The sequence below is a fragment of the Moraxella sp. CTOTU49803 genome (genome assembly GCF_032097965.1).
GTDB classification, from domain to species: domain Bacteria; phylum Pseudomonadota; class Gammaproteobacteria; order Pseudomonadales; family Moraxellaceae; genus Faucicola; species Faucicola tetraodonis.
In genome coordinates this window covers 464252-489975 of sequence record NZ_DAMCJP010000001.1, presented here as the reverse complement: position 1 = coordinate 489975, position 25724 = coordinate 464252, and the positions used below count along the sequence as shown (strand labels likewise).

General features: G+C 45.0%; 25 protein-coding genes. 10 read left to right on the top strand and 15 right to left on the bottom strand.

Features of this window, described 5'->3' with window-relative positions:
- The first annotated feature begins 54 nt into the window (after window positions 1-54).
- Complete coding sequence (locus RT422_RS02210) at window positions 55-1032, top strand: class 1 fructose-bisphosphatase (RefSeq protein ID WP_313421135.1); 978 nt, start codon at window positions 55-57, stop codon at window positions 1030-1032.
- On the top strand, window positions 1032-1808 hold the full coding sequence (locus RT422_RS02205) for an RNA methyltransferase (protein ID WP_313421134.1): 777 nt from the start codon (window positions 1032-1034) through the stop codon (window positions 1806-1808). Before RT422_RS02210 ends, RT422_RS02205 begins: the two co-directional genes overlap by 1 nt.
- A gap of 56 nt (window positions 1809-1864) precedes the next feature.
- Here the strand turns inward: RT422_RS02205 and RT422_RS02200 are convergent, their stop codons facing one another.
- From RT422_RS02200 to xthA, 3 genes are read right to left on the bottom strand one after another with little or no spacing between them, the layout of a single operon-like run.
- Window positions 1865-2047 (bottom strand): NF038104 family lipoprotein, encoded by a 183-nt coding sequence (locus RT422_RS02200; protein WP_284033930.1) that lies wholly within the window; start codon window positions 2045-2047, stop codon window positions 1865-1867.
- A gap of 31 nt (window positions 2048-2078) precedes the next feature.
- Window positions 2079-3293 (bottom strand): bifunctional glutamate N-acetyltransferase/amino-acid acetyltransferase ArgJ, encoded by a 1215-nt coding sequence (argJ, locus tag RT422_RS02195; protein WP_313421133.1) that lies wholly within the window; start codon window positions 3291-3293, stop codon window positions 2079-2081.
- A 29-nt stretch (window positions 3294-3322) separates the two neighbouring features.
- A complete protein-coding gene (gene xthA, locus RT422_RS02190) occupies window positions 3323-4135 on the bottom strand; it encodes an exodeoxyribonuclease III (RefSeq protein WP_096488800.1) in 813 nt (270 codons plus the stop codon).
- 266 nt (window positions 4136-4401) lie between these two features.
- On the opposite strand from xthA, the gene RT422_RS02185 reads away from it, so the two are divergent.
- Complete coding sequence (locus RT422_RS02185) at window positions 4402-5157, top strand: IclR family transcriptional regulator (RefSeq protein ID WP_050324324.1); 756 nt, start codon at window positions 4402-4404, stop codon at window positions 5155-5157.
- Between the two features lie 103 nt (window positions 5158-5260).
- Here the strand turns inward: RT422_RS02185 and RT422_RS02180 are convergent, their stop codons facing one another.
- From RT422_RS02180 to RT422_RS02135, 10 genes are all read right to left on the bottom strand, one after another.
- Window positions 5261-6076 (bottom strand): Cof-type HAD-IIB family hydrolase, encoded by an 816-nt coding sequence (locus RT422_RS02180; RefSeq protein WP_188874377.1) that lies wholly within the window; start codon window positions 6074-6076, stop codon window positions 5261-5263.
- A 122-nt stretch (window positions 6077-6198) separates the two neighbouring features.
- Complete coding sequence (gene mmsB / locus RT422_RS02175) at window positions 6199-7125, bottom strand: 3-hydroxyisobutyrate dehydrogenase (protein WP_076775962.1); 927 nt, start codon at window positions 7123-7125, stop codon at window positions 6199-6201.
- Between the two features lie 34 nt (window positions 7126-7159).
- Complete coding sequence (locus RT422_RS02170; RefSeq protein WP_188874376.1) at window positions 7160-8356, bottom strand: enoyl-CoA hydratase/isomerase family protein; 1197 nt, start codon at window positions 8354-8356, stop codon at window positions 7160-7162.
- A gap of 13 nt (window positions 8357-8369) precedes the next feature.
- A complete protein-coding gene (locus RT422_RS02165) occupies window positions 8370-8852 on the bottom strand; it encodes a hypothetical protein (RefSeq protein WP_313421131.1) in 483 nt (160 codons plus the stop codon).
- The gene (locus RT422_RS02160) at window positions 8824-9600 is read right to left on the bottom strand and encodes an enoyl-CoA hydratase (RefSeq protein WP_188874374.1); all 777 of its coding nucleotides are present in this window, start codon (window positions 9598-9600) and stop codon (window positions 8824-8826) included. Before RT422_RS02160 ends, RT422_RS02165 begins: the two co-directional genes overlap by 29 nt.
- Window positions 9601-9629: 29 nt before the next feature.
- A complete protein-coding gene (locus RT422_RS02155; protein WP_188874373.1) occupies window positions 9630-10790 on the bottom strand; it encodes an acyl-CoA dehydrogenase family protein in 1161 nt (386 codons plus the stop codon).
- Window positions 10791-10825: 35 nt separating this feature from the next.
- Complete coding sequence (locus RT422_RS02150) at window positions 10826-11677, bottom strand: hypothetical protein (RefSeq protein WP_284033922.1); 852 nt, start codon at window positions 11675-11677, stop codon at window positions 10826-10828.
- Window positions 11678-11740: 63 nt separating this feature from the next.
- Window positions 11741-13234 carry a CoA-acylating methylmalonate-semialdehyde dehydrogenase gene (locus tag RT422_RS02145; protein WP_313421130.1) on the bottom strand — a complete coding sequence of 498 codons (1494 nt, stop codon included), beginning with the start codon at window positions 13232-13234 and terminating at the stop codon, window positions 11741-11743.
- Between the two features lie 110 nt (window positions 13235-13344).
- Window positions 13345-13935, bottom strand: coding sequence for a LuxR C-terminal-related transcriptional regulator (locus RT422_RS02140; protein ID WP_313421129.1), 591 nt, complete (start codon window positions 13933-13935; stop codon window positions 13345-13347).
- Between the two features lie 61 nt (window positions 13936-13996).
- The gene (locus RT422_RS02135) at window positions 13997-15979 is read right to left on the bottom strand and encodes a propionate--CoA ligase (protein ID WP_313421128.1); all 1983 of its coding nucleotides are present in this window, start codon (window positions 15977-15979) and stop codon (window positions 13997-13999) included.
- Window positions 15980-16314: 335 nt separating this feature from the next.
- Between RT422_RS02135 and ppc the strand changes: the two genes are divergently transcribed.
- Entirely contained in the window at window positions 16315-19185 is a 2871-nt protein-coding gene (gene ppc / locus RT422_RS02130; protein ID WP_313421127.1) for a phosphoenolpyruvate carboxylase, read from the top strand.
- A 79-nt stretch (window positions 19186-19264) separates the two neighbouring features.
- Here ppc and RT422_RS02125 read toward each other — a convergent pair whose 3' ends face one another.
- Entirely contained in the window at window positions 19265-19690 is a 426-nt protein-coding gene (locus tag RT422_RS02125) for a hypothetical protein (RefSeq protein ID WP_284033917.1), read from the bottom strand.
- Between the two features lie 145 nt (window positions 19691-19835).
- Between RT422_RS02125 and RT422_RS02120 the strand changes: the two genes are divergently transcribed.
- Window positions 19836-20327: a hypothetical protein gene (locus RT422_RS02120; RefSeq protein ID WP_313421126.1), complete on the top strand. Its 492-nt coding sequence runs from the start codon at window positions 19836-19838 to the stop codon at window positions 20325-20327.
- Between the two features lie 128 nt (window positions 20328-20455).
- Here the strand turns inward: RT422_RS02120 and RT422_RS02115 are convergent, their stop codons facing one another.
- Window positions 20456-20833: a hypothetical protein gene (locus RT422_RS02115; RefSeq protein WP_313421125.1), complete on the bottom strand. Its 378-nt coding sequence runs from the start codon at window positions 20831-20833 to the stop codon at window positions 20456-20458.
- 283 nt (window positions 20834-21116) lie between these two features.
- Here RT422_RS02115 and RT422_RS02110 point away from each other — a divergent pair, with 283 nt between their 5' ends.
- The 5 genes from RT422_RS02110 to RT422_RS02090 all read left to right on the top strand — a co-directional run bounded on the left by RT422_RS02110 (window position 21117) and on the right by RT422_RS02090 (window position 25710).
- Window positions 21117-21815 carry an alpha/beta fold hydrolase gene (locus RT422_RS02110; RefSeq protein WP_313421124.1) on the top strand — a complete coding sequence of 233 codons (699 nt, stop codon included), beginning with the start codon at window positions 21117-21119 and terminating at the stop codon, window positions 21813-21815.
- 200 nt (window positions 21816-22015) lie between these two features.
- Entirely contained in the window at window positions 22016-23140 is a 1125-nt protein-coding gene (zapE, locus tag RT422_RS02105; RefSeq protein ID WP_313091842.1) for a cell division protein ZapE, read from the top strand.
- Window positions 23141-23184: 44 nt separating this feature from the next.
- Window positions 23185-23838: an FMN-binding negative transcriptional regulator gene (locus RT422_RS02100; protein WP_313421123.1), complete on the top strand. Its 654-nt coding sequence runs from the start codon at window positions 23185-23187 to the stop codon at window positions 23836-23838.
- 2 nt (window positions 23839-23840) lie between these two features.
- Window positions 23841-24413 carry a nitroreductase gene (locus RT422_RS02095; protein ID WP_313421122.1) on the top strand — a complete coding sequence of 191 codons (573 nt, stop codon included), beginning with the start codon at window positions 23841-23843 and terminating at the stop codon, window positions 24411-24413.
- A gap of 88 nt (window positions 24414-24501) precedes the next feature.
- Complete coding sequence (locus RT422_RS02090) at window positions 24502-25710, top strand: NAD(P)H-dependent glycerol-3-phosphate dehydrogenase (protein WP_313421121.1); 1209 nt, start codon at window positions 24502-24504, stop codon at window positions 25708-25710.
- Window positions 25711-25724 lie beyond the last annotated feature (14 nt).

Genomic DNA, 25724 nt, shown 5'->3' with positions numbered 1-25724 from the left:
ATCGTATATGATTGGCTTAGGTTGTTAATTTATAATTTTATAATAAGGTCTACTATGTCAAATCTTGAAACTTATCTTGCCGCGCAAAACGCCCAACCTGCCGTTGCCGACATCATTACCACCATTACCAAAGTCGGCATTCAAATCAGCGACTTGCTCAAACGCGGCGCGCTCGCGGATATTTTGGGCGAAGCGGGTAACCAAAATGTGCAGGGCGAAGAGCAAAAAAAGCTCGATGTCATTGCCAATGATTTGTTGCTAGACGCTTTGAGCAGCAATCCGCATTGCGCGGGTGTGGCTTCTGAAGAATTAGATAACGCCACCCCTGCCAATCAAGATGGCGACGTGTTGGTACTGTTTGACCCACTTGATGGCTCATCTAATATCGATATTAATATGGCAGTCGGTACAATTTTCTCGATTTTACCCTACAACAACCAAGGTCATCCTGCGACGGATGAGGACTTTTTGCAAAAAGGAACTGCGCAGTTGGCATCGGGTTATATTTTGTATGGCACGTCAACTGTGATGTCAATCACGCTTGGCAAGGGTGTGGCCATGTTTAGTCTTGACCCCGATACCAAAGCGTTTGTGCAAATCAAAGACCAAGTGCAAATTAGCCCAGATACCAAAGAGTATGCGATTAATGCCTCTAACTATCGCTATTGGTTGCCACCGATGCAGCGTTATATTGACGAGTTTACGGCGGGTAAAACTGGCGTGCGTGGTAAAGACTTTAATATGCGCTGGGTGGCGGCGATGGTGGGCGATATTCACCGTATTTTGTGCCGTGGGGGAATTTTTAGCTATCCGTTTGACACCAAACACCCTGATAAGCCAGGTAAATTGCGTCTGATGTATGAAGCCAATCCGATGAGCTTGCTGATTGAACAAGCGGGTGGTTTGAGTACCGATGCAGTCAATCGTATTTTGGATATCGAGCCGACCAGTATCCACCAACGCGTGCCTGTGGTACTGGGGGCAAAAAACGAAGTTGAATATGTGAAAAAATTACATCAAGAAGTCAAATAATGCTTATCACTTCAAAAGACAACCCAACCATCAAAACTGCCCATGCCCTACTCACAGGGTCTCGCCAGCGTAAAAAACTGGGCAAAACCGTGATTGAAGGCACGCATTTGCTTGAAGCGTATCTAAATGCTGGTCTCACGCCCGAAACCGTGATTGTCAGCGAAAGTGGTTTGCACAATGACGAAATCAACGCCCTGCTCGGTCGGCTTAACCAGGTAAAAACGTTAACGGTTAGCGATAATCTGTATAAAGAGATTCGCACGCTGGGCGAGAGCCTGCCCATCATGGCGATGATTGATATGCCGCATTTAGACTTTAATCAGCCCATCACCAGCGACTGCCTAATCGTCAATGGCGTACAGGATAATGGCAATTTGGGTACACTATTTCGCACCGCATCCGCCGTGGGAATTAAAACGATTGTCTGTACGATGGGCACAGCATCGGCGTGGTCGCCCAAAACCTTGCGAGCGGGCATGGGGGCGAATTTTAGTTTAACGATTTTTGAAGGCATCAGCGTAGATGAGGTTTTGATGAATGTCAAAGTGCCGATGTTTGCCACGAGCTCACATACCGATCATATTATTTATCAGACCGATTTGAAACAACCGTTAGCCTTGATTATGGGACATGAAGGACAAGGCGTGGATGAGAGGTTACTTAGTCAATCTGCCCCGATTGCCCTACCGCAGCCCAATGGTCAAGAAAGCCTAAACGTGGCGATAGCAGGGTCACTGTGTCTGTATGAAATGTTACGGCAAAGACGCTACGCATGATTGCCATAAATGCTATCAATGAATAAGTGTGACATAAATGACTAGACAGCCTGTGTTTAGTCTTTTTTGTCGTCACTATCACCTGGTATTACCGCTTTAGCGACGGCTACCGTGCCTTTGACCACCCCTTTGGTAGTCTTATAGGCAACTTTGACAGGAACAGTGACAATTTTATGCACACACCCTTGTAAGATAACAGCGGTGGTCAGCAAAAAAAGCAGGGTGGTTAGTTTTTTCATTCGTTACCTTTAATTGACTTTAAGATTGACTTTAAGAACGATAATCAGCATTGATTTTGACATACTCATATGATAAATCACAGGTATAGACGGTATCACTCGCCTGCCCGCGACCCAATTCAATATGAATGGTAATTTCAGGACGCTTCATCACCTCGCTGCCACGCGCCTCGGTATAGTCATGTGCCAAGCCGCCACGCTCGCAGATACGCACATCATCGAGTGATACCGCCACTTTTGACTGGTCGAGCAGCACGCCCGCTTTGCCTACCGCTGCCAAAATACGCCCCCAATTTGGGTCACTGGCAAAAAATGCGGTTTTTACCAGCGGTGAATGCGCCACTTCATACGCGATTTTGGCACATTCTTCAGAGGTTTCACCACCTGTCACTTTGACCGTGATAAATTTGGTTGCCCCTTCACCATCACGTACAATCAATTGCGCGATTCGAATCATCACATTGTTAATTGCCTGATAAATCGCTTGATAATGCGGGTGATTTTCACTGTCAATCATCTCCCCAACTTGTCCTGTGGCAATCAACGTACAGCAGTCATTAGTTGAGGTATCGCCATCCACCGTGATGCGGTTAAATGACTGATTCACCGTGTCGGTCAAGATATGTTGTAGCAACGATTTTTCAATGTTGGCATCGGTTGCCACAAAGCCAAGCATGGTCGCCATATTGGGGCGAATCATGCCAGCCCCTTTTGAGATACCTGTCACGGTATAGGTGACGCCATCAATCGTGACTTGTTCACTATGTCCTTTTGGGGTGGTATCGGTGGTCATGATGCTGTGGGCGGCGCCAAGCCAATTATCTTCGGTTAAATTGGCTAAGGCGCTGTCTAACCCCGCGATAATTTTATTCGCCGGCAAGGTTTCCCCAATCACCCCGGTAGAGTAAGGCAATACTTGCTCGGCTGCGACACCGGTTTTTTCTGCCAGTGCCACACACGTTGTTTTGGCACGCTGCTTACCGTCTTCACCTGTGGCAGCGTTGGCGTTGCCTGTGTTGACAATCAAATAACGGGGGCTGTCTTTGGCGATAAATTCTCGCAGCAACTGCACAGGTGCGGCACAAAATTGGTTTTGCGTGGTGACAACCGCGGTATTTGCGCCCGCTATGATGTCAAAAACCGTTAAGTCTTTGCGCCCTGCATAGCGCACGTGGGCTTCGGTGATGCCAATTTTTATCCCTTTCACTGGGTTTAATTTTACAAGTTCGACATTGCCAACTGACATGAGAGCGCTCCTTACTGTTGTTTAATTGATTAATCCAAAAAATCTGCCCAAATCGGGGCATGGTCGCTGGGTTTTTCCATGGCACGTAAATCATAGCTGACGCCTGCACCGTTGAGTTTATCCGCCAAATCAGGCGTCATCAAAATATGGTCAATGCGCAGCCCCCGTTTTGGCTCATCGTCAAATCCCTTGCTGCGATAATCAAACCAGCTAAGTTGCTGACCGTCGGCATATAACGCCCGATAAGTATCATACAAATCTGTCGCAAGCAAGGCTTGGTACCACTCTCGCTCCTCTGGCAAAAACGAGCACGTGCCATTTTTTAGCCAACGTTTAACACTATCCTCGCTAATGCCAATATCAAAATCAAGCGGCGCAATATTCATATCCCCCATCAAAATCATACTGCGATTTTCTGCTTTAAGCTGCAAGATATAGTGGGTTAAATCGGCATAGAATTTACGCTTCATCGGAAATTTGGTTTCATGCTTGCGATTTTCGCCTTGCGGGAAATAGCCATTGAGCACATCAATATATTTGCCATTAAAATCATAGCGCGCATGGATAAATCGTCGCTGCGCATCGTCGCTGTCGGTTGGAAAGCCTTTTTGTACAAAAATAGGTTTTTGTCGCGATAATAACGCCACCCCATAATGAGATTTTTGCCCGAAAAATTCGACATGATAGCCCAATTGCTGCACGCTCTGTAGCGGAAATGCATCATCATGTACTTTGGTTTCTTGTAGCCCAATGACATCGGGCGCGATGATATCGCGAATGGCTTCAAGCTGGTGTGGGCGCGCCCGCAATCCATTGATATTAAAACTGACAAAACGCGGCATGTGTTTTCCCCAAATTGATAAATGTGGCTTGGTTAAGCGTTAAATGCCGACTATATTAGCGGATATTGCCCACAAGCTCAATTTGAAAGCAAATTGGGTCTGCAACACTGAGGTTATGCATAATGAACCCGCAAATAGCAGGTGAAGTTTAAAAAAATTTTGGTATAATCAAAAAACCTTGCACTTTAATCACTGCTAACTTTGCAAAATATTTTTTTCAATTTTTTCTGGCGACGTGCTGACCCTAGACTTAAAAAGACAATATAATGGCTCGAGTTTCTTCTATTACCCGTGTTTTAAAAATCATCGAAGCCGTGTCTGCGGCACAGCGTCCTTTATCCCCGCTGGATTTGTCTGAGATTTTGGATATTCCAAAACCAACCATGCACCGGCTGATACAGCAGCTGCAAGAAGAAGGCTTTGTGCGGGTCGATATCAATGGTACGATTGTGCCTGCGTCGCGTACGCGGCATATGGCGATTCATCTTTGGCAAAGCCAGCAAGTGGCGATTCAGCGGTTTGCGATTTTGCAAAGACTGGTCGATAAAATCGGTGAAACCTGTGGCATGGCGGTACCTTATTACGTCAACATGGTATATACCGACCGCGTACCTTGTCCTTCTGCCTTACAAGTGTATATGCCCACTGATTCGCAAGCACCCATTTGGTGTACGGCGGCTGGTAAAATCTACCTAAGTACGCTCACAAAAGATGATAGGGTGACGCTACTAAAAAATTTATCGTTAACCGCTATCACCCCTGCCACGATTACCGATAGGGATGCGCTCAATCAAAGTCTTGAGCAGGTAGCCAAGCAGCGCTATGCAATTTCTGATGAAGAATATATTGCCCAAGCGGTCTCAATTGCCGTGGCAATCAATGACACCCAAGGTCGTTACATCGGCTCACTGTACACAACCGCACCTAAAACGCGCAAATCCCTCGAGGACTTGATTGGGTTTGTACCTGATATGCAAAAAGCTGCCGATGATATTCGTGATGCGTTTTTTGGGGAAATTTAAATGTTATCCTTGGCACTTTTGACAAGGTAAAGTTAAAACGCTCAAAGCGATTCTATTGATAGATTTTATATAACATGGCGGGGCTTAATCATTTGATGGCTCATCAATGTGGCAATAAACCTAAATGTTGTAAGCCTTGATAGATACCATCTTCCCACGCAGTTGGGCATACATAGTCAGCCGCCGCTTTCACATCGGGATGGGCATTCCCCATCGCCACGCCAAAGCCGACTGTCTGTAACATTTCGATATCATTCACCCCATCGCCAAATGCCATGGCATCTTCAAAATCCAGCCCCAGTTTATTGAGTGCCTGCGCAATGCCGCGTGCCTTCGAGCCTGTCGCATCTAGAATATCGATGCCGTTTTTATGCCAGCGCATGATTTTTAAAGTCGAGGGAAATTCAAAATTTACCTGCGTGTTGTCAGGATGAAATGCCACAACTTGATAAATAGGTATCGACAAATCAATGTCATCATGACGGGCAGTACGGTAAGCTATTTTAAGCGAATTCAAAGCGTCTGCCAGCGCATCATCTTCTGCTAACGCAATGATTTCAGTATCTGTCATGTAGGCATAGGATAAATTATTTGATTCAACATAATCGGTAATGAGTTTAATTTGCGCAGGCGTCATCGGATAATGCGCTAACAATTCACCTTGGTGGTGACTGCATTGACCGTTGATGGTGACCAGCACATCGATACCTACGGTTTCAATGAGCTCATACACAGCTTTGGGAAAAACAGCACGACCCCGACCGGTGGCGATAGCGACCATAATGCCTTGCTGCTTTAATTGTTTGAGCGCCTCAATCGCGGATTGCGGTACCCTTTCTTGCTGCTTGATGTACAAAGTATCATCAATATCAAAAAAGACAATTTTTGGTTTTTTGGGGCGTGCTGTTGGCTTAGACATAATAACACTAATGCGATAAATTGGAATTGACGCTAATTCTACCCTATTTTTGGGTTAACTTTTGAATTAACGACCAGAAAAAAGCCAGAAAAAAATCCTAGCTTTTTGCTGAATGCCAAAACTTATTGCAGAACGTTCGCATCATAATGCGCCATAATGCTTGAGAAATCCTTATCGCCATGCTGCTCACTATGTTTGCTATACAGTGCCGTGGCTTGGTCTGCCATGGGTGTCACCACCTTGGTATCATTGGCCGTTTGTTTGGCAAGGTTCATGTCTTTGAGCATGAGTTTGCTCATAAATCCACCCGTATAACCACGGCTTGATGGCATGGCATCACCAACATCGGGATGCGGATTACACACTTCTAGCGCCCAGTTACGACCGGTGCTGGCTGACAAAATACTGGCTAAGACTTTTGGGTCTAATCCATTTTTGGCGCCCAAATTCATGGCTTCAGCTGTCCCTGTCATAATCACGCCAAGCAGCATGTTATTACAGATTTTGGCGACTTGACCTGCCCCGACCTCGCCCGCGTGAAAGATATTTTTTCCCATGGCCTCTAAAACGGGTTTGACCTGCTCAAATTGCTCAGCTTGCCCGCCCACAATAAAGCTGAGTGTCCCTGCTGCTGCCCCTGCGGTACCGCCTGATACGGGCGCATCCATAAACTGAATGCCTTTATCTGCCGCAGCTTCGGCAACTTCACGCGCATCACTCGCTGCGATGGTGCTACTATCGACCAGCAAGGTATCTTTACTCACCACATCGAGCAAGCCTTGATTACCGTCTTTACCCAGATACACCTCTTTGACATGTTGACCTGCAGGTAACATGGTGATGACCATATCCACCTCTTTGCTTGCGTCCACAGGTGAAGTCGCCACGTTTGCCCCTTGTTTGGCAAGGTCGTCTAGCACGGCGGTGTTTAGGTCAAATACGTTGAGGGCAAAGCCATTTTTGATGAGATTTTCTGCCATCGGTTTGCCCATGTTACCAAGTCCGATAAAGGCAATTTTTTTAATGGCTGTTTGTTGATTATTTGGCATATACATTCCTTGTATGTTGTGGTGTTTTTAAACTTTATACAGCAAGTTTGGCTAATTTTGCTGAGAGCGAATCGCTACCCAACCAAGACTCAAAGGGATGTTCGCTATTGGGAAAAGCTGACGCAAGATGCGACTGGATATAGCGGGCATCGCATTCATCAAGGGTTTTGCTCCATTTTGGCGATTTGTCTTTATCAATCAATAAAGCGCGTACACCCTCACGAAAATCGGGGTAATTAACACAATGTAGCGACGCATTCATCTCCATATATAGCACTTGCTCAAGCGATAATTTGCTGGCATGTTTAAACATCTCAACCGTCAATGCTGCACTGACTGGGCAACCGTGCCGATAAGTCTCGACCGCTTTGGCGAGCCATTTATCCGCTTCGCCGTTGACTTTGGTGAAGTTGTCATCGCGCAAGGCTGCATCTATATCATGCACTGAGCCTTTGTTTACTAGCGCTTGGATGGTATTAAAATGCTTCATCAAATGACTGTCTGCTAAATGCTCGGTATGATGAATTTTGGCTAAGGCTTGACTTGCGATATCATGTAAATTGTTGTCAGCTTGCCAATTGGCTTGTTTTAGCGCGTCAAGCACTTTGTCGTATTCGCTGCTTGCCACGGCATACTCGGCCAGGCTAGAGAAAATCGCATCGTTGGCGTTACAGTTCGCCCCTGTCAAGCCCAAAAACAGCCCAATTTTGGCAGGCATACGCGCCAAAAACCACGAACCTGTGGCATCGGGATATAGCCCAATGGTAATCTCCGGCATGGCAAAACGGGTGGTTTCGGTGACGATACGATGGCTACACATCGCCATCAAGCCCATACCACCGCCCATGATAATACCATTACCCCACAAGATAATCGGTTTTGGGTAAAAGTGCATTTGCCGGTATAGGCTGTACTCGTTTTCGAAGAATTCAACCCCGTACGGATTGGGCTGCTGCATAGGCACTTGGGGCGGAGTATCAGTCATACTGTCGTACAGTTTGCGGATATTGCCGCCTGCACAGAATGCCTTGTCGCCACTTCCCTTTAGCAAAATAGCGACGATGTTGTCATCAGTTGCCCATTTGGTGAGCTGATTTGCCATCAGTTTGCACATATCGACACTTAGCGCGTTTAGGGCTTTCGGGTCGTTCAATGTCATCGTGCCGATGTAGTGACCGTCTTGGGTGGCTATCGTTTCAAATATTACAGGTTGTTGATTTTCCTCGTTCATTTTTATTTTCCTATTATAGTCCGATATGTACTAAGCATTTATTTGGGTTATTTTCAACAATCTGACAAAACTCAACTAATTGATAAAGTTGCTTTAAAACAGTGGATTTATCAAAAGTTTGAGTTTGGTTAAAACGGTTTAAATCAAATGTTTGGTTTGCATTTTCAAAAAGTACAACCCAAGCCAAAATTAACTTTTTAAAACTAGTGATTTGATTTGGATAAAGCGTATTCACACCTTCAAAATCTAATCCTTGATAAACCACGTCTTTATCATCAACACTAAAATTAACCCATTCTAAACTATCGGCTAAATATCTAAGTAATTTATCATCAATATAAATATAATGATTTTTTATTAGTAGTTTATTTTCCCATTCTTCATTTAATGGGTGCTCATATGCAAAAATTAAATTGGTAATATCGGTTATGAAGAATAGTTGAATTTCACTCATAAATAGTTTTTGTTTATTTCCACTCTGGCTGGCGTTTCTCAAGGAACGCATTGACGCCTTCTTTTTGGTTGTCGCCATCAAATAACTTGATAAATAACTCACGTTCCTTTATCCAGTTAAAACTTGGTGGTTGATAACGTGCCGACATAATCAAGGTTTTACTCGACGCAATCGCATCGGGGGATTGCTTTGCCACTTTTTGAGCCAATTCTAAAGCTGTTTGTAACCCTTTGCCACTTTCCACGACTTCTTCCACCAAACCAATTTGCAGCGCCTTATCTGCCTTGATACGCTCACCGCATAAAATCATGCGCTTTGCCCAGCCTTCACCCACCAGCCACGGCAAGTTTTGCGTACCGCCTGCACACGGCAACAAGCCAACAGATAGCTCAGGGAGTGCCATTTGGGCATGGCTCTCAGCAATGCGGATATCACACGCCAACGCACACTCAAGACCGCCGCCCATCGCATAGCCGTTGATACAGGCAATCGACACGCCACGAAAATTGGACAAGGCTTCAAACGCTTCACCAAACGCCATTGCCATCTCCGCTGCTTGACCTTTGTCACCACTGGCAAAGCTGTTCAAGTCCGCCCCTGCGGAAAAAAACTTTTCGCCATCGCCATGCACCACCAAAGCGGTAACTTGTTTGTTGGCATTTAAGTCGCCAATCAGTTGTTTTAAACTGGCTAAACTTTCTTTGGTCCAAGTGTGGGCAGGCGGATTGTTGAGCGTCAAAACCGCAACGTGATTGTCGATGGTTAATTTTAAATTGGTGTAATTTGACATGGTAAATTCCTTTTAAAATGCCTTTAAATTTATTGCAATCTTGCCAACGCCCCAGCTTCCATCATTTTGCGAGACACAATCATCCGCATCACTTCATTGGTGCCTTCTAGGATTTGATGCACGCGCAAATCGCGTACATGACGCTCTAGCGGATATTCTTGTAGATAACCATAGCCCCCGTGTAGCTGCAGCGCTTGGTTAGCGATATCAAAACTCAAATCCGTGGCAAGGCGTTTTGCCATCGCACAATACGCCGTGGCATCGGGCGATTTGCTATCCAAATGATACGCCGCCAATCGCACCATCTGCCGAGCCGACACCAAATGGGTGAGCATATCGGCAAGTTTAAACTGCACATTTTGGAATTGGTCAAGGGTTTTGCCAAACTGGCTACGCTCCTGTACATACTGCACGGCACGGTCAAGGGCAGCTTGAGCCGTACCCACCGCACACGTAGCGATATTGATACGCCCGCCATCCAAGCCTTTCATGGCAAAGCTAAAGCCCTGTCCTTCTTCACCGAGTAGATTTTCGGCAGGAACTTTGACATCAGTAAAATGCACCGCGGCGGTCGGTTGGTTTTTCCAGCCCATTTTATGTTCATTTTTGCCGTAGCTGATGCCATCGCTATTGGCATCAACGATAAAGGCAGACACGCCTTTTGCCCCATTGTCCGAGGTGCGCGCCATCACGATAAGCACATCGGTCGCCCCTGCCCCAGAGATAAACATTTTTTGCCCAGTAATGTGGTAATAGTCGCCTTGTTTGACCGCTTTGGTTTTTAATGAACCCGCATCTGAGCCAGCATTAGGCTCTGTCAAACAGTAACTACCCAATTTTTCGCCCGCTAATAGTTCAGGCAAGTATTTTTCGGCAACCTCGGGTTTGGCAAACTCGCCAATCATCCAAGCGACCATGTTGTGAATGGTCATGAATGCGGCGGTTGACGTATCGCCATACGCCAGTTTTTCAAAGATAATTGCCGCATCAAGGCGCGGCAAGCCCAGTCCGCCAAAATCAGGGTTGGTGTAAAGCCCCATAAAGCCCAGTTCACCTGCGGCTTTGAACACCTCTTTGGGAAAATAGCCTGTGGCATCCCATTCGGCAGCGTTAGGTGCTAGTGATTTGGCGGCAAATTGAGCAGCCAAATCGGCAAAGGCTTGTTGGTCTTCGGTAAGAGAAAAATTCATATTAAATCCTTTTAATTAAAATATCTTTCTAAAAATTAACAATAGGCTGAATCATAAATAGCCTTAATCTGATTTTTTTGGACAAATTCGCTATTAAAAAATCTATCAAGTTCACCTTGTGCATAGCCTCCTGAGAATTCAATTTGTTTTAGATTTGTCCAACTTTTACCATTGATAAAATCTTCTGTCAATTTGTAGTCTTTGCAATTAGTAGGCAATCCATCAATCCGTTTGAATTCATCATCAACAGCCCAATCAAGGTCTAAATCAAGCCAAACGGTCTCCAATTGTGGAAATTTTGAATTGAGTAAATTATTTAAAGTCTCTTGACTTATATAACCACCATTTCCTGCAGTCATTGGGTCATCTAAATGGATTGTCAATTCCGTTAATTCATTTAAAATAATAGGTGAGTTAAGCTCAAACTGCCCACCCAATTCTAAGTAATTCAACTTAGGCATATTGGATAGAATCTGAGTTATGTCACCTAATTTTCCGTATAAACAATGAGAGTTACCTATCAACAACCATTCACCAAAACTAAAAGAATGTACATTTGGGAAACTTACTTGACTAAGAATTTTAGCTATTTCTCTATAATCTAACGGATGCCCTGTATTCTCAGAGCACACTCCAATATGTAACACTTCTAAATTATTTAAAAAATCAGAAACTACAAATGCTTGAATAATAGTTTTTGCATCTGAACCCAAAAAAACAGAAAATTCTTTTATTTCATTGGTGAAATTATCTGCTTTTGATATTTCCGTTTTATCGATTAAACTTGTATAAATTAAGTCTTTGTTTTCAATACCTACTATACATTTCTCACCCGTTTGACGTATGTTTTTAGGTAGTTTTAATAATTCTTGATAAAACTGATTCATTGTGTTTTCTCTTTGCTACTAAGGATTAAAATTGTCTAACCCTTAGTTTATCAACAAATAAAATTATTTTAATGAAATCGTGGTATTAACGCCTTTACTGGCTTCATCATCAAACCAACGGGCGGTGACGGTTTTGGTTTGGGTATAAAACTGCACCGCTTGTTTGCCATAAGGACCTAAGTCACCCAACTTACTGGCGCGAGAGCCGGTGAATGAGAACATCGGTAGTGGCACAGGAATGGGTAAATTAATACCGACTTGCCCCACATCAATATCTTGTTGGAATTTATGCGCTGCCGCACCTGATTGGGTAAAGATAGCCGTGCCATTACCGTTTGGATTAGCATTGATAATGGCAATCGCTTCATCTAGGCTATCGGCGTACATGATATCAAGCACCGGTCCAAAGATTTCTTCCTTATAGCAAGTCATATCGGTAGTGACGTTATCTAAAATAGTCGGTCCGACAAAGTTACCGTTTTCAAAGCCTTCGACCTTGATACCACGACCATCGAGCAGGACTTGTGCGCCTTCATCTGCGCCCGCTTGGATTAAGCGCTCAACACGCGCTTTGGCAGCTTGGGAAATCACAGGCCCTAAGTCTTTGTCATCTTTACCGGCTGCCACCACCAATTTTTTGGCACGTTCCACGATGTCACCCACCCAGTTTTTGGCTTCCCCGACTAAAATCACCACGGATAACGCCATACAGCGCTGACCAGCCGCACCAAATGCGGCGCCCGCCAGTTGGTTAAGACATTGTTCTTTATTGGCATCGGGTAGGATGACGGCGTGGTTTTTAGCCCCCATCATACATTGGACACGCTTCCCTGCTTGACTGGCGCGGTTATAGACGTGTGTGCCGACGGCAGTAGAGCCGACAAATGAGATGGCTTTGATATCTGGGTGGTCACAAATGGCATCAACGGTATCTTTTCCGCCATGCACCACGTTTAACACACCTTTTGGGATTCCAGCTTCGAGCGCCAGCTCTACCAAGCGCATGGTGACCATCGGGTTTTGTTCAGACGGTTTTAATACGAATGTGTTACCGGTGGCAATCGCCATTGGGAACATCCAAAGTGGAATCATGGCGGGGAAGTTAAATGGGGTGATACCCGCACACACGCCGAGTGGCTGTTGAATGTTATACATATCTACGCCGGTGGCGACGTTTTCGATGAATGCGCCTTGTTGCAGGTTGCCAATGCCTGAGGCATGTTCGACGACTTCAAGACCACGGAACACATCGCCTTTAGCGTCTGCTAGGGTTTTGCCTTGTTCTTCGGTGAGCATGGCGGCAAGCTCGTCCATGTTGTCACGAATCAGTTGTTGGTATTTTAAGAAGATACGCGAGCGCGTGTTGATTGGGGTTTTGCGCCAGGTTTTGAACGCTTCTGCCGCCGCCGCGACGGCTTGGTTGATTTCATCGCTAGTAGTTTGGGGTACTTTGGCAATCACTTGTTGGGTGGCTGGGTTGGTCAGGTCAATCCACTCGTTAGTGGTTGATTCGACAAATTCGCCGTTGATGAGTTGTTTTACAGTTTGGGTAGTCATCGTAACAATCCTTGTTTTTACCGTGTTGGGTGTATAGCGTTTGATAGCATTAAACGCGTTGCAAAACAGTGTGAATGAGTTAGGGGGTACTGTCAATCATACTTAATTACTTAAGTAGTTTTTCTGGAGTGGTTTTGCTGGGCGGCCGCCATAGGGTTAATGACAATAATCTTTGAGGCTAGCTCACCTTTGCTGCGAGCGCCCAGTTTTTTCATTAAGTTGGCTTTATGCACTTCAATGGTTCTGGGGGATAAACCAAGTGACTTACCAATCTCTTTACAGGTATAGCCATTGACCACAAATTGCGCAATTTGGGCTTCACGTGCGGTAAGCTGGGATTCGGACGATACTTGCGGTTTTTTTTCAAAATGCCAAATTGCCAGTTTGAAGGGGTCATCTGGGGTTAAGGTGCGTCCGTGGGTAGTTGCCCAAAATATTTCCCCTGTTTTGTGACGCATAAAGCGCTCATCGCAGTAATCCATATTGGTCTGTAATCCCAAACCTGTTAATGCTTCTTTGCCAATTTTTTCAAAATCTTCGACACTGGGAAACAATTTTTGCATCGATTGATTGAGTAGCTCATCGTGCGCATACCCAAACAAATTGGCAAAGGCATCGTTGAGCGCTTTGATACGCCGATAGCTTAATACCACTATCGGCGTGGGCGCGTGCCTAAAAGCCAGTAAGGCATAATTTTCCATGACCATCACCCCTGACTTTTAAGCCCTGAAAATTTATTGGTTGGCAACTTATCGATTGCCATTAATAATCCGCCATCGCTTGTCTGACCGCCTCAATCGCAGTTGGGTCATCCAGCGTACTCATGTCGCCTGTTTCTTTGCCTTCCGCCAGTGCCTTGATAGAACGGCGTAAGATTTTGCCTGAACGAGTTTTGGGTAAAGCTTTGGGAAAATAAATAGCCGCAGGTTTAGCAAGGGCGCCCAACTGTCTTGCGACTTCACCCACAATTTGCTGCTCAATGCGGAAACGGTTTTCGGTTTCTGCTACTAAGTCATGATTTTTTAGAATACAAAAGGCAATGGGTAGCTCACCTTTAAGCTCGTCATGGATGCCAACCACCGCTGATTCGGCGACTTCGGGGTGATGACCGATGGCCTCCTCGATTTCCTTGGTACCCAAACGGTGACCTGCCACATTGATGACATCATCGGTTCGCCCTAGAATATAGTAGTAGCCGTATTCATCCATCACCGCATAGTCTGATGTTGCGTATTGTTTGCCATCAAGTAGTGAAAAATAGCCATTGATAAAACGTTCGTCATTTCGCCAAACGGTGGCCAAACAGCCGGGTGGTAAAGGTGCGGCTAACACCAGCATGCCTTTTTCATTGGCTTGGCAGGGTTCGCCTGTGGTTTCATTGATGACTTTGGCGTCATATCCAAACATCGGATAGCCGGGTGTGCCTTGTTTGTGTGGCTTGTGGTCGGGATTGTCTGCAAATTTTGGGGCATGGCTTAGGATGGGCCAGCCCGACTCAGTTTGCCAATAGTGGTCAATGATTGGCACGCCCATGTGACCTGTTAGCCACTGGGCAGTTGGCTCATCGAGTGGCTCACCTGCCAAGAAGAATGCTTTTAGGCTTGAGATATCGTGACGGCTCATCCACATTTCGTCTTGTTTACGTAGCATCCGTACGCCTGTCGGTGCGGTTAACAAAATATTGACTTTATTGGCTTCGACAATTCGCCACCAAATCCCTGGGTTTGGCGTAGTTGGCAAGCCTTCATATATGATACTGGTCATGCCTGTCAGTAACGGGGCATAGATGCTAAACGAGTGCCCGACTGCCCAACCGATATCCGAAATCGCCCAAAACGTCTCGCCAGCCTTACCGTTATAGACAAAATCCATCGCGGTGGCAAGGGCTACTGCATGACCGCCTGTATCACGCTGTACGCCTTTGGGTGTGCCTGTCGTGCCCGAGGTATATAATAGATACGATGGCGCATTGGACTCTAGCCAAACACAATCGACTTTGGCATTGTTGTCGGCACTTATCGCCCGCTCAGTGGCATAGTCGATGTCTTGTGGCTCTGCTGTATATGGCATGATACCCCTGTCAATCACCAGCACACGGGGTTTGACTTTGGCTTCTTCGACCGCTTTATTGACCAAGTTTTTATAATTAATGAGCTTGCCACCGCGTAGCCCTGCATCGACTGTAATCACCATTTTGGCTTCGGCATCATCCATACGTACGGCGAGGTTATGCGAGGCAAATCCGCCAAATACCACCGAGTGAATCGCCCCGATACGCACACAAGCGAGCATGGCATACGCTGCTTCCAAAATCATCGGCATATAGATGACAACACGGTCGCCTCTGTCGATGCCATGACGTTTTAGCACATCGGCAAAATAGTTCACTTCTTTGTATAAATCGTTGTAAGTTAAACGGCGTTTGGCATAGTCGGTATACAGTTCAACAGGGTTGCCCAGTGCCTTAAAAGCTTTACAAATATTGGGGTAATTATCAATCATTTCAGCATTGATTTCGGTAGACACCCATACAAAGGCATCTTGCTCTGCCCGGTTTTCAAGGTGGCGGTCGACCATGTTGTAACACAAATTGGTTTCGCCGCCGACAAACCATTTGGCAAAGGGCAGCTTACTATCATCTAAAATTTGGGTAGGTTGTTGATGCCAATAGATTCGCTTGGCTTGCTCGCCCCAGAAGGCTTGTTTGTCGTTGATGGATTGATTGTATAAGTCAGAGAAATTCATTGGCTGTCCTTAGCTAGAATCTTAACGGATGGTGAAAGTCGCTTGCAGGTTTGGTTTTCAGAGGTTGGCAAAATATCTTATTGCTTAGCAAAGCCTATCATTGCATTCATTCTTTGAATTCACTCCTTGAATTCATTTTATAAACTCAAATGATACGTTTTGTATCGTTTTGAATATAGCAAATAGACTTGCTAACGTCAAGCCTTGCCAAAATAATTTTAGCGCTGTTTATATTTCGGATTTTTAACGATTAGTATTTCTTATAGTGATAATAGTTTGTGCTAACATAATTGTCCTGTTACACTTTTTAGACTAAAGCAAATAAGGGAAAAGTCATGAGCCAGACCAACGCCAACCCAGCTGAAAATGAAAAAAGCCTTGCACCGCCTCACGTTTTAAGCTTAACCCCTTTAAACTCGCATCCGTCAAATACGGCACTTGTTGAGCTTATCGACAATGATAAAGACTCTCCTTTGCTAGCGGACACCCAGTTACTTAGCCGTGTGCTGATAACGGTCGTTGAGCAGCAAACCTCAGAACCGGTCAAACAAACCATTAATAAACTGTTAAATGGCGAAGACCCCCAGCAGACTATTCAAGCCATTTTGCCAACGCTCAACCATCAACAGCGCAAGAATCTCATTCGGGCTTGCGGCTTATTTGCGCAAGTGTTTAACATCGCCGAAGACATGCACCATGAGCGCCGCCGCCTTGCCCACGAACAAGACGAATCTGCCTCAAAAAGTAGTTTTGCCCATGTGGTTGATGAATTAAAAGCCCAAGGGATTGACAGCGATGAGTTGCAAGCACAGCTTGATGATACCTTTATCAGTGCGGTATTGACCGCGCATCCGACCGAAGTACAGCGTCAAACGATTTTATCACTGCGCCGTCAAATCCGTGCTTTACTTGAGGAATACCACACTGCGATTGGCTACCAACGTCATCGTATCGAGCAACAACTAGAGGCCACGTTATTATCGCAGTGGCAAACCAATGAAACCCGCCATTTTAAAATTACTGTCAAAGATGAAATCGACAATGGCATTGCCTATTTTGATTTAAGTTTTTTTGAAGCCCTGCCAAGTTTGTATCGCAAATTAGATTATCAGTTAAAAGAGCGTTTCCCCGACACTGACATGCCAAACTTACTTAATATCGGTGGTTGGATTGGTGGCGACCGTGACGGCAATCCGTTTGTGTCAGCCGATACCCTTCGCTATGCGTTCAAACGCCAAGCGGCAACGGTGTTTTACTTTTATCGTGACCAACTGGGCAAGCTATACCAAGAGTTGCCGCTGTCTATCCGCCATGTCAACGTGAGTGATGCGGTACTGGCACTCTCCGAGCAATCCAAAGAAGATAATATCTCTAGAGAAGAAGAGCCTTATCGCCGCGCCATCGGGTTTATCTCATCACGTTTAGTCGCTACCTCGCATACGTTTGATTTGTCTTACGGTTGTCGCTTTGGACTTAGTGAGCCCTACGCTGATTGTGACGAGTTTTTAGATGATTTGTACGTCGTTTATCAGTCATTGGTCGACAATGGCAGTGAGTTACTGGCTAACGAACGACTCACCGATATCATCCGCGCGGTGGAAGTATTTGGTTTTTATCTGATGCCATTGGACTTGCGCCAGTTTTCAGGGATTCATGCCGAAACCGTCCATGATTTGTTCAAACATGCCGATTTAGAAGATTATCTTTCTTTGTCTGAATCCGCACGTCAACGTGTGCTGCTGCGTGAATTGGCAACTGCGCGCCCTTTATACAACCCCTATATCACTTATGAGCCACAAACCCAGCGTGAGCTAGAGATTTTTCAGGCCGCAGCCGATATCAAAAATCGCTTTGGTGACAAAGCGATTACCCAAAGCATTATCTCCAATGCCGAACAAGTAAGTGATTTGTTGGCATTGGCGTTGTTATTGAAAGAATCAGGGCTATTATTGGTCAAAGATGGCGTACCCGTGAGCCGTATCAACATCGTACCTTTGTTTGAAACCATTGAAGCGCTGCAAAACAGTACCCGTATTATGAGTGAATTGCTGGATAAACCTTGGTACAAATCGGTGCTAGCCAGTCGTGATAATCTGCAAGAGATTATGCTCGGTTATTCAGACAGTAACAAAGATGGTGGTTATGTCACCAGTCAATGGTCGCTATACCAAGCTGAAATTCAGCTGGTGGAAATGGCAGAAAAATATGGTATTCAACTACGTCTATTCCACGGTCGTGGCGGTAGCGTGGGTCGTGGTGGTGGTCCGTCATTTGAAGCGATTTTGGCACAACCAGAAGGCTCAGTAGATGGTCAAATCCGTATTACCGAGCAAGGGGAAGTTATTACCGCAAAATATGCCGATGCGGGCAACGCGGAGCGCAACCTTGAAACGCTGATTGCTGCAACGCTCAAAGCGAGCCTATTGCCAAGCCATAGCGAAAGCCCTGATAGCGACCTAATGAATCAATTATCGCATGAAGCCTTTAATTGCTACCGCGCGCTTATCACTCAGCCGTATTTTATTGACTATTTCTTGCAGACAAGTTTGGTCAAAGAAATTGCCAGTTTAAATATTGGCTCACGTCCTGCTAGCCGCAAGTCTTTGGCGCGTATTCAAGATTTGCGCGCGATTCCTTGGGTATTTTCTTGGATGCAAAATCGCTTGATGCTGCCAGCGTGGTATGGCTTTGGCACCGCAGTCGAAAAACTGATTGCAGATAACCCAGAAAACTTAGCAAAACTGCAACACAACGCCCAACATAGCGCCTTTATGCAAGCCATGTTATCAAATATGGCACAGGTGATGGCAAAAACCGATATCGAAATCGCCCAAGCCTATGTTGAGCTTGCCAACGATGCCACTGAAGCCAACGCTATTTTTGCTCTCATTACTGCAGAATATCACCGCAGCCTTAAAGCCTTGCTGACACTGACCAATAAAGAAACACTACTGGATGACAACCGTACATTGGCACGCTCACTTGCGCTACGCCTGCCGTATTTGAATGCGTTGAACTGGTTGCAAGTCGCCTTACTAAAACAACTTCGCGAAGCGACTGCTGATGAAGCGACTACTGATGAAAGGTCTACCACTGAAACCACCAATGAAGCGACGAGCGATAATGAAACGTCTTATACCGCAGCGCTTAACTTGGTTCATTTAACTATCAATGGTATTGCCCAAGGCTTAAGAAATACTGGTTAGTAAGTGTTCAAAACAGCCTTAAATTACTTATTTTAAAAAATCGCTGGTTGAGTACTGGCGATTTTTTTATTGATGACAATTAACCCAAATAAACCTTATCAAAATCCAAATGGTGTACCCATTCTCGTAATAGCAATACCTTTGCATAAAACGCTAGGTCATTGGGCATAGCAGGCAAATCTTGCAGCGAGCGATAGCCCGCCAGCACTGCAAAAGCTTTTTCTAGTATCTCAGCCCGAATATAGCCGCCATTGTCATCTTGCTCAAACGCTAGCAAGCGTAAATCCTCTGCCCCTATCACCTTTAATAATTCATCTTTGGGCAAGCTAGGTTTTAGCGGTGAAAAAGCATCTTCTATGCGCATAATTGCCGTTTCCCATGCCAATTCGGTGGGTGGCAATGCGTACAATGTCTCTGCAATTACTTTTAGCGTAAGCCCAATGTCCCATAGGTTATCTTGCAACGTTACACTGATATGGTCAGGATTTACTGTTAACACTAACATAGCACGCCTTTTTGTGATTTTGATTCATTATAACTGGATTGTGATTAAATAGCTTGATTGTCATTAAAATGCGCTCGTCTAACCGGTGGATTTGATTTTATAAAAAAAACCCTTATCTAATAACCATATAAATAAGGGGATAGCCATGTCAGAAATTCAATTTAATGCCAACTTAAAAAAAGCCGAAAGCGATGCGCCACTCACTGAGCAGCAATTAGAGGCACTGGCACAAAAACGCGCCTATTTGCAAGAGCAGGCTGAAGACATCATTGCTATTGCACAATTACAAAATAACTCTGCGCTCAACTGTTTACACAAAATCAATGTCTTAGGTGGTACCTCAGAAAAAGCTTATAGAGCCGTAAATACCCGTATCATAACCGACCAAGACCCTCATGGCGCTTATCATGCGGTGGCAATGGCACAATCAACTTCGGACTTGCCCTTTGATGTGCCTACCCTCGTAGATATTGTTATTGAGCAAGGTGAACCAGCATTACAACTGCGGTTGTTAAAGCTATTTGATAGTCAGCCGATTGCTGCCGAGCCGATTCCAAAAATTCGTGACAGTATCAATCATTTAGGCGACAAAGCGGTGATTGCACAGCTTAATCAGCATTTGTTAAATCGCCAGTGACACAAAAACAATAAAGGTTAGGAACACTCCTAACCTTTTTTATGTCTGTCCTGTCGTTATTGCTGTCCTTTTTACATTTGGGCTTTTTACTTGTACTTCTTGGCTTGTATAAAGGGCTTAGGTATAAATTAGGGACATCTAAACGTCATGGTATATTCGTAATCATCATCGCGGGCAAGGGTTTTTTTGCTGCCAAACACACTACCAATCATGCCTATGGCTTGGTCAGCCGCGCGTCCCATGTTTTCATCCAACACGCCATTATACTGGTAGCTATCGGTCAACACGATGGGCGATTTTCCGCGGCACTGCTCGGTTGCGATATGTAACGCATTTAATTTGGCGATATTTTTACTTTTGCCTAACCCAGTGGTTTCTAAGGTGTTGTTCGCGCGCTGTAGCACAGGTAAATTAGTTGGTGTGCTTTGACAAGCAGATAAGGTTATTGCCGCAACAAACGTGATGCTTGTGACTTTTAATAAAGACGGTTTGAAAGATGGTTTCATGATCTGCAGGTTGTCCATAATAGGGTTTGGTTTGAAACTTGGTGATAAATTCGGTAGTAATAAACTTCAAAAATATCGGCAAACTGCCACTTTCAGAAGTTGAATGGGTTGCCTAGGCTTAGTAGTGTGTGGTAAAAATTAAGCCGCCGCAAGTGGTCTTACAAATCATAAAATCCGCGCAACAATTGGCTGCTTTGTTGATTTTCAAACTAGCTATTTTGGGTGAAATTGGTTAGCATGATGGGTGGTTTTTTTAAAGTTTTTTGCTTAGATTAGGACGATTATGCGCTCACCTGCCCATTCACAATTAACCCATTCGCAATTAATAGATGCCCCTTGCGGCAAGCTTGAAGTTGACGCGCTTTGGCAAGCTGACTCAACGGGCGTTGCTAACCCAAACGCCGCGTCGGTTGAGCGTGTTGCCATTCTTTGTCACCCAAACCCATTGCAAGAAGGCACGATGCTGAATAAAGTGGTGACCACCATGTATCGTTTTGCCCGCGACCAAAATATGCATGTGGTACGCTTTAATTTTCGCGGCGTGGGTCAGTCAACGGGCGAGTACGGCAATGTAACAGGTGAAATCGAAGACGCCTTAACCGTGCTGCAATGGATTCATAGCCAAACCGAGGCGCGCAAGCTATGGATTGGCGGATTTTCGTTTGGCGGATTTGTCGCCGCCAAACTTGCTCAGCTTGTCAATGAACAAGGCGCATTTTTGGGAGTGGATGATTTTGACATCACGGATTTGGCCTTGATTGCCCCTTCTATTGAAAAAAACGACACCTCAGATTTGCTACTGCCCACTGCACAAACCTTTATGATTTATGGTGCGAATGATGAAGTGATTGCGCCAAGCTCGCTACAACAATTTGGGGAAAACTTTGGTATTCAAACGCACATCATTGACGATACAGGGCACTTTTTTCATGGTAAATTAGGGCAATTAAAACAGCTGCTTGAAGCATTAAGTAGCAAATAACGCAGTTTTTATTTTATTCTAGTTCCTGATTTATGTTTTTTATGGGTGTTTTTGATTCGGGTTTTTGGTGTCTTTGACATCGTGAGCTATTTCGCACCTTAATGCCGTCTATTTAATCGCATCTATTTATTTAATACCCCTACGTCAAAGCACGTTGAAATGGAATTTTGACAACTTTTTAATTTACGCTGAGAGATAACATGCCCAACTCAAATTTACGACCCTTACAACGCTATGAGCTTGCGCTAAAATCTGGTGAGTTTAGCGAAGACGCACAGCAGCGCGCTGCGATGACTTATTTGGACAATGTCTATGAACAAATCATGGACAACCGCGCCAAACAACGTGGGCTATTTAGCTTTTTAAGACGTACTGAGCCGCCCAAAGGGCTATATATGTGGGGCGGCGTGGGTCGTGGTAAAACTTGGATGATGGATATGTTTTTTGAGTCAGTGCCTGCCGACAACAAAATGCGCCAACACTTTCATCACTTTATGAAACGGGTACACGCCGAGCTCAACAAGCTACAAGGTCAACAAGACCCGCTACAAAAAGTCGCCGATATCATCCATAATGAAGCGGATGTGATTTGTTTTGATGAATTTTTTGTCTCCAATGTCTCCGATGCGATGATTTTGGGTGATTTGTTTACCATGCTATTTAAAAAAGGCATCACCTTGGTTGCCACATCAAATATCGCACCAAATGGCTTGTATAAAAACGGTATTCACCGTGACCGTTTTTTACCTGCCATTGCCGAAGTTGAAAAAAACTGTACGGTAATGAATATTGACAGTGGTATCGACTACCGTCTGCGCGTATTGCAGCAAGCCGAACTTTACGTGTCTCCGTTGACCAAAGAAAACATCCACTGGCTTGCCAACCGCTTTACCGCGCTAAGCAATAACCAACACATTATCCAAGACCCCATTCATATCAATGGTCGTGATATCGCCATCAAAGGTCGCACTGAAAACACCTTGTACATTGATTTTCGGGCATTATGTATGCAGCCGCGCTCAGCCAGCGATTTTATTGAAATCGCCAATGAGTTTAGCACCGTGCTAGTCGATGACGTGCCTGCGCTCAATGATGTGATTGCCGACCCTACACGCCGTTTTATTTATTTGGTGGATGAGTTTTATGATCGCCGCGTCAAGCTTTTGGTACGCGCAGAACAGCCAATTTTACAACTGTATGATGGGCAAAAATTGGCGTTTGAAATTGAGCGTACGCGCTCACGGCTGTTAGAGATGCAATCAGAAGAATATCTCAAAGCAGAACATCGTTTGGATGAGATAAAAAAAGAAGATATGACCATTTAGATAATCCAAAGCCTTAATTGTTATGCAGGTGAGTGGCTTTAACGATGTATATTCCCAAAGATTTTTCCCAAACCGATTTTGAAGCCGTTAAAGATTTTATTGCTCAGTCGCCATTAGCCAATATAATGGCATTAACCGGCGATTCGGTTGAAATATGCCCTGTTCCGCTACTTTGGCAAGTAGATGAACAAAATCCGCTTGGCTATTTGATGGGTCATGTGGCAAAAGTAAATCCGATTGTAAAGATTGACGCTAAAAACTGGAAAGTTGTTTTCACTAGCCAAGGTCATTATATCAGCCCAAATTGGTATCCTACCAAGGCGATTACTCATAAAGAAGTGCCGACGTGGAATTATCAATCGGTGATTTTTTCGGTGACACCGCAGCTAATCACAGACGCAACTCAAATCCAGCAGATTGTCGCGACGATGACGGATTTTTTTGAACATCAGCTTAAACAAACTAACCCCAGTCATGAGCCTTGGTCTTTAAGTGATGCGCCAAGTGACTATATCAATGCCATGTGCCGCGCGATTGTGGGGGTTAAGTTGACCATTCATAATTTTGAAGCCAAATTTAAACTTAGCCAAAATAAAACCCTGGATAATCAGCAAGGCGTGATTGACGGTTTAACACAACTGCAATCAGCTTCAGCGGATAATATGGCAACGCTAATTAATAACCTATTTAAGGAATAAAAATGACAAATTCAGAAATTTTAGACTTTATCAAATCGCGCCGTTCAATCGGCAATCTTGTCGCCCCTGCGCCCACTCATGCACAAGTCGAACAAGCGATTGAAGTGGCGCTATCCGCCCCCGATCACAAGGATTTAAACCCGTACCGTTTTATCGTACTTGAAAACCAAGCGCTCAACAACTTAGGCACGGCGTTAAAAAATGCGGCGATAGCACAAGGTGAAACCGATGAGAAAACCCTCAAAAAAGCGGAAAATATGCCGCTGCGTGCGCCGATGATTATCGCCTGTGTCACCGATTTTAAACCCCATGATAAAGTCCCCCATTGGGAACAAATAGCGGCAAGTAGTTGTGCGGTGCAAAATCTCCTGCTTGCCTTGTCGGCACAAGGGTTTGCCACCGTATGGCGCACCGGTCCACTTGCCAATGCGCCTGCAATCAAACAACTGTTTAATATAACTGCTGATAACCAAGTCATTGCTTTTGTCTATGTTGGCACAGCGGTGTCGACCATCCCGCCGCGTTCTAAGATAGACGCCACACCATTTATTGTTTATGATAATGGCACAAACTAACGGCTAAGCTAGCCGTTTTTATATTTTGCTCATGTAAAGGGTGCCCTGTTGTTAGTATTTGCAGGACAAGTGGATTCAAGGATTTTCAATGAAAAAACCCCAGTTAGCAACCAATCTAAGTGAAAATTTAGAAAAGCTGAATGTCAATCGTGAAAAAGCCAGTAAGCTGTTTGCCGACGTCATTGAAAAAGCGGTCAAAAAGTCTAAACCTGACACCACAGCGGTATTAGAGACAGACTTAGACAATCAGCTCGCCAATCAACCTGCGCCCCTCAAAATTGCCGTATTGGGCGGTGGTAGTTTTGGTACGGCAATGGCAAATTTATCGTCCAAAAATGGCTGCGAAGTCACGCTTTGGGTACGCGATAAACGCAGCGTCAAATCGATGCAAAAAACCCATATCAACAAAAAATATTTGCCCGACCATAAGCTTGATGAGCGCCTGCAATTTACCCATGATTTGCAAGCAGCCGTCAAAGGCAAAGATTTGATTTTTGTGGCAGTGCCGAGCTCAGCGTTTCGTGAAACCTTACAAAAAATTGCGCCTTTTATCAGCGCTCAAGCCATCGTGTCTTTAACCAAAGGTATGGAAAAAGATACCTTTGCGCTAATGAGCGATGTGATCGCAGATGAATTGCCCAATGTGGCTTTTGGCGTGATGAGCGGTCCCAATCTCGCCAAAGAAATCATGAATAATATGCCGTCTGCCACCGTGATTGCCAGCCAATCTGCAGCGCTACGGCTTGCCGTGCAGACAGCGCTGCACAGTGCGTTTTTTCGCGTGTTTGCCAGTGATGATTTAATTGGCGTGGAGCTTGGCGGTGCGCTCAAAAATATTTATGCCATCGCCATGGGCATGGCCGCTGCCTATGACATCGGAGAAAACACCAAAGCCATGATTTTAACCCGCGCATTGGCTGAGATGAGCCGATTTGGTGTCCAAGCAGGGGCTAATCCGCTGACCTTTTTGGGATTGTCGGGCGTGGGTGATTTGTATGCAACTTGCTCATCGACCTTAAGCCGTAACTACCAGATTGGTAATATGCTAGGGCGTGGTATGAGCCTTGACCAAGCCATCAAAAAACTGGGGCAAACCGCTGAAGGGATTAATACTATCCAGCAGGTGAATGAAAAAGCCATGAAAGAGGGTATTTATATGCCGATTACCCATGCCTTGCACGATATTATCTATGAAGACAAAGCGCCGCTTGGGGTTGCGTTAAACTTAATGGAAGCAGGATTTAGAAGTGATGTGGAGTTTGTCATGCCGCATCAAGTGCAGCCAAAGCATAACTGACAAACATAACTTTA

What these genes read in the sequence shown, in the direction of transcription:
- RT422_RS02210 (WP_313421135.1), top strand. Translation starts at nt 55, where the DNA reads ATGTCAAATCTTGAAACTTATCTTGCCGCGCAAAACGCCCAACCTGCC.
- RT422_RS02205 (WP_313421134.1), top strand. Translation starts at nt 1,032, where the DNA reads ATGCTTATCACTTCAAAAGACAACCCAACCATCAAAACTGCCCATGCC.
- RT422_RS02200 (WP_284033930.1), bottom strand. Translation starts at nt 2,047, where the DNA reads ATGAAAAAACTAACCACCCTGCTTTTTTTGCTGACCACCGCTGTTATC.
- argJ (WP_313421133.1), bottom strand. Translation starts at nt 3,293, where the DNA reads ATGTCAGTTGGCAATGTCGAACTTGTAAAATTAAACCCAGTGAAAGGG.
- xthA (WP_096488800.1), bottom strand. Translation starts at nt 4,135, where the DNA reads ATGCCGCGTTTTGTCAGTTTTAATATCAATGGATTGCGGGCGCGCCCA.
- RT422_RS02185 (WP_050324324.1), top strand. Translation starts at nt 4,402, where the DNA reads ATGGCTCGAGTTTCTTCTATTACCCGTGTTTTAAAAATCATCGAAGCC.
- RT422_RS02180 (WP_188874377.1), bottom strand. Translation starts at nt 6,076, where the DNA reads ATGTCTAAGCCAACAGCACGCCCCAAAAAACCAAAAATTGTCTTTTTT.
- mmsB (WP_076775962.1), bottom strand. Translation starts at nt 7,125, where the DNA reads ATGCCAAATAATCAACAAACAGCCATTAAAAAAATTGCCTTTATCGGA.
- RT422_RS02170 (WP_188874376.1), bottom strand. Translation starts at nt 8,356, where the DNA reads ATGAACGAGGAAAATCAACAACCTGTAATATTTGAAACGATAGCCACC.
- RT422_RS02160 (WP_188874374.1), bottom strand. Translation starts at nt 9,600, where the DNA reads ATGTCAAATTACACCAATTTAAAATTAACCATCGACAATCACGTTGCG.
- RT422_RS02155 (WP_188874373.1), bottom strand. Translation starts at nt 10,790, where the DNA reads ATGAATTTTTCTCTTACCGAAGACCAACAAGCCTTTGCCGATTTGGCT.
- RT422_RS02150 (WP_284033922.1), bottom strand. Translation starts at nt 11,677, where the DNA reads ATGAATCAGTTTTATCAAGAATTATTAAAACTACCTAAAAACATACGT.
- RT422_RS02145 (WP_313421130.1), bottom strand. Translation starts at nt 13,234, where the DNA reads ATGACTACCCAAACTGTAAAACAACTCATCAACGGCGAATTTGTCGAA.
- RT422_RS02140 (WP_313421129.1), bottom strand. Translation starts at nt 13,935, where the DNA reads ATGGAAAATTATGCCTTACTGGCTTTTAGGCACGCGCCCACGCCGATA.
- RT422_RS02135 (WP_313421128.1), bottom strand. Translation starts at nt 15,979, where the DNA reads ATGAATTTCTCTGACTTATACAATCAATCCATCAACGACAAACAAGCC.
- ppc (WP_313421127.1), top strand. Translation starts at nt 16,315, where the DNA reads ATGAGCCAGACCAACGCCAACCCAGCTGAAAATGAAAAAAGCCTTGCA.
- RT422_RS02125 (WP_284033917.1), bottom strand. Translation starts at nt 19,690, where the DNA reads ATGTTAGTGTTAACAGTAAATCCTGACCATATCAGTGTAACGTTGCAA.
- RT422_RS02120 (WP_313421126.1), top strand. Translation starts at nt 19,836, where the DNA reads ATGTCAGAAATTCAATTTAATGCCAACTTAAAAAAAGCCGAAAGCGAT.
- RT422_RS02115 (WP_313421125.1), bottom strand. Translation starts at nt 20,833, where the DNA reads ATGAAACCATCTTTCAAACCGTCTTTATTAAAAGTCACAAGCATCACG.
- RT422_RS02110 (WP_313421124.1), top strand. Translation starts at nt 21,117, where the DNA reads ATGCGCTCACCTGCCCATTCACAATTAACCCATTCGCAATTAATAGAT.
- zapE (WP_313091842.1), top strand. Translation starts at nt 22,016, where the DNA reads ATGCCCAACTCAAATTTACGACCCTTACAACGCTATGAGCTTGCGCTA.
- RT422_RS02100 (WP_313421123.1), top strand. Translation starts at nt 23,185, where the DNA reads ATGTATATTCCCAAAGATTTTTCCCAAACCGATTTTGAAGCCGTTAAA.
- RT422_RS02095 (WP_313421122.1), top strand. Translation starts at nt 23,841, where the DNA reads ATGACAAATTCAGAAATTTTAGACTTTATCAAATCGCGCCGTTCAATC.
- RT422_RS02090 (WP_313421121.1), top strand. Translation starts at nt 24,502, where the DNA reads ATGAAAAAACCCCAGTTAGCAACCAATCTAAGTGAAAATTTAGAAAAG.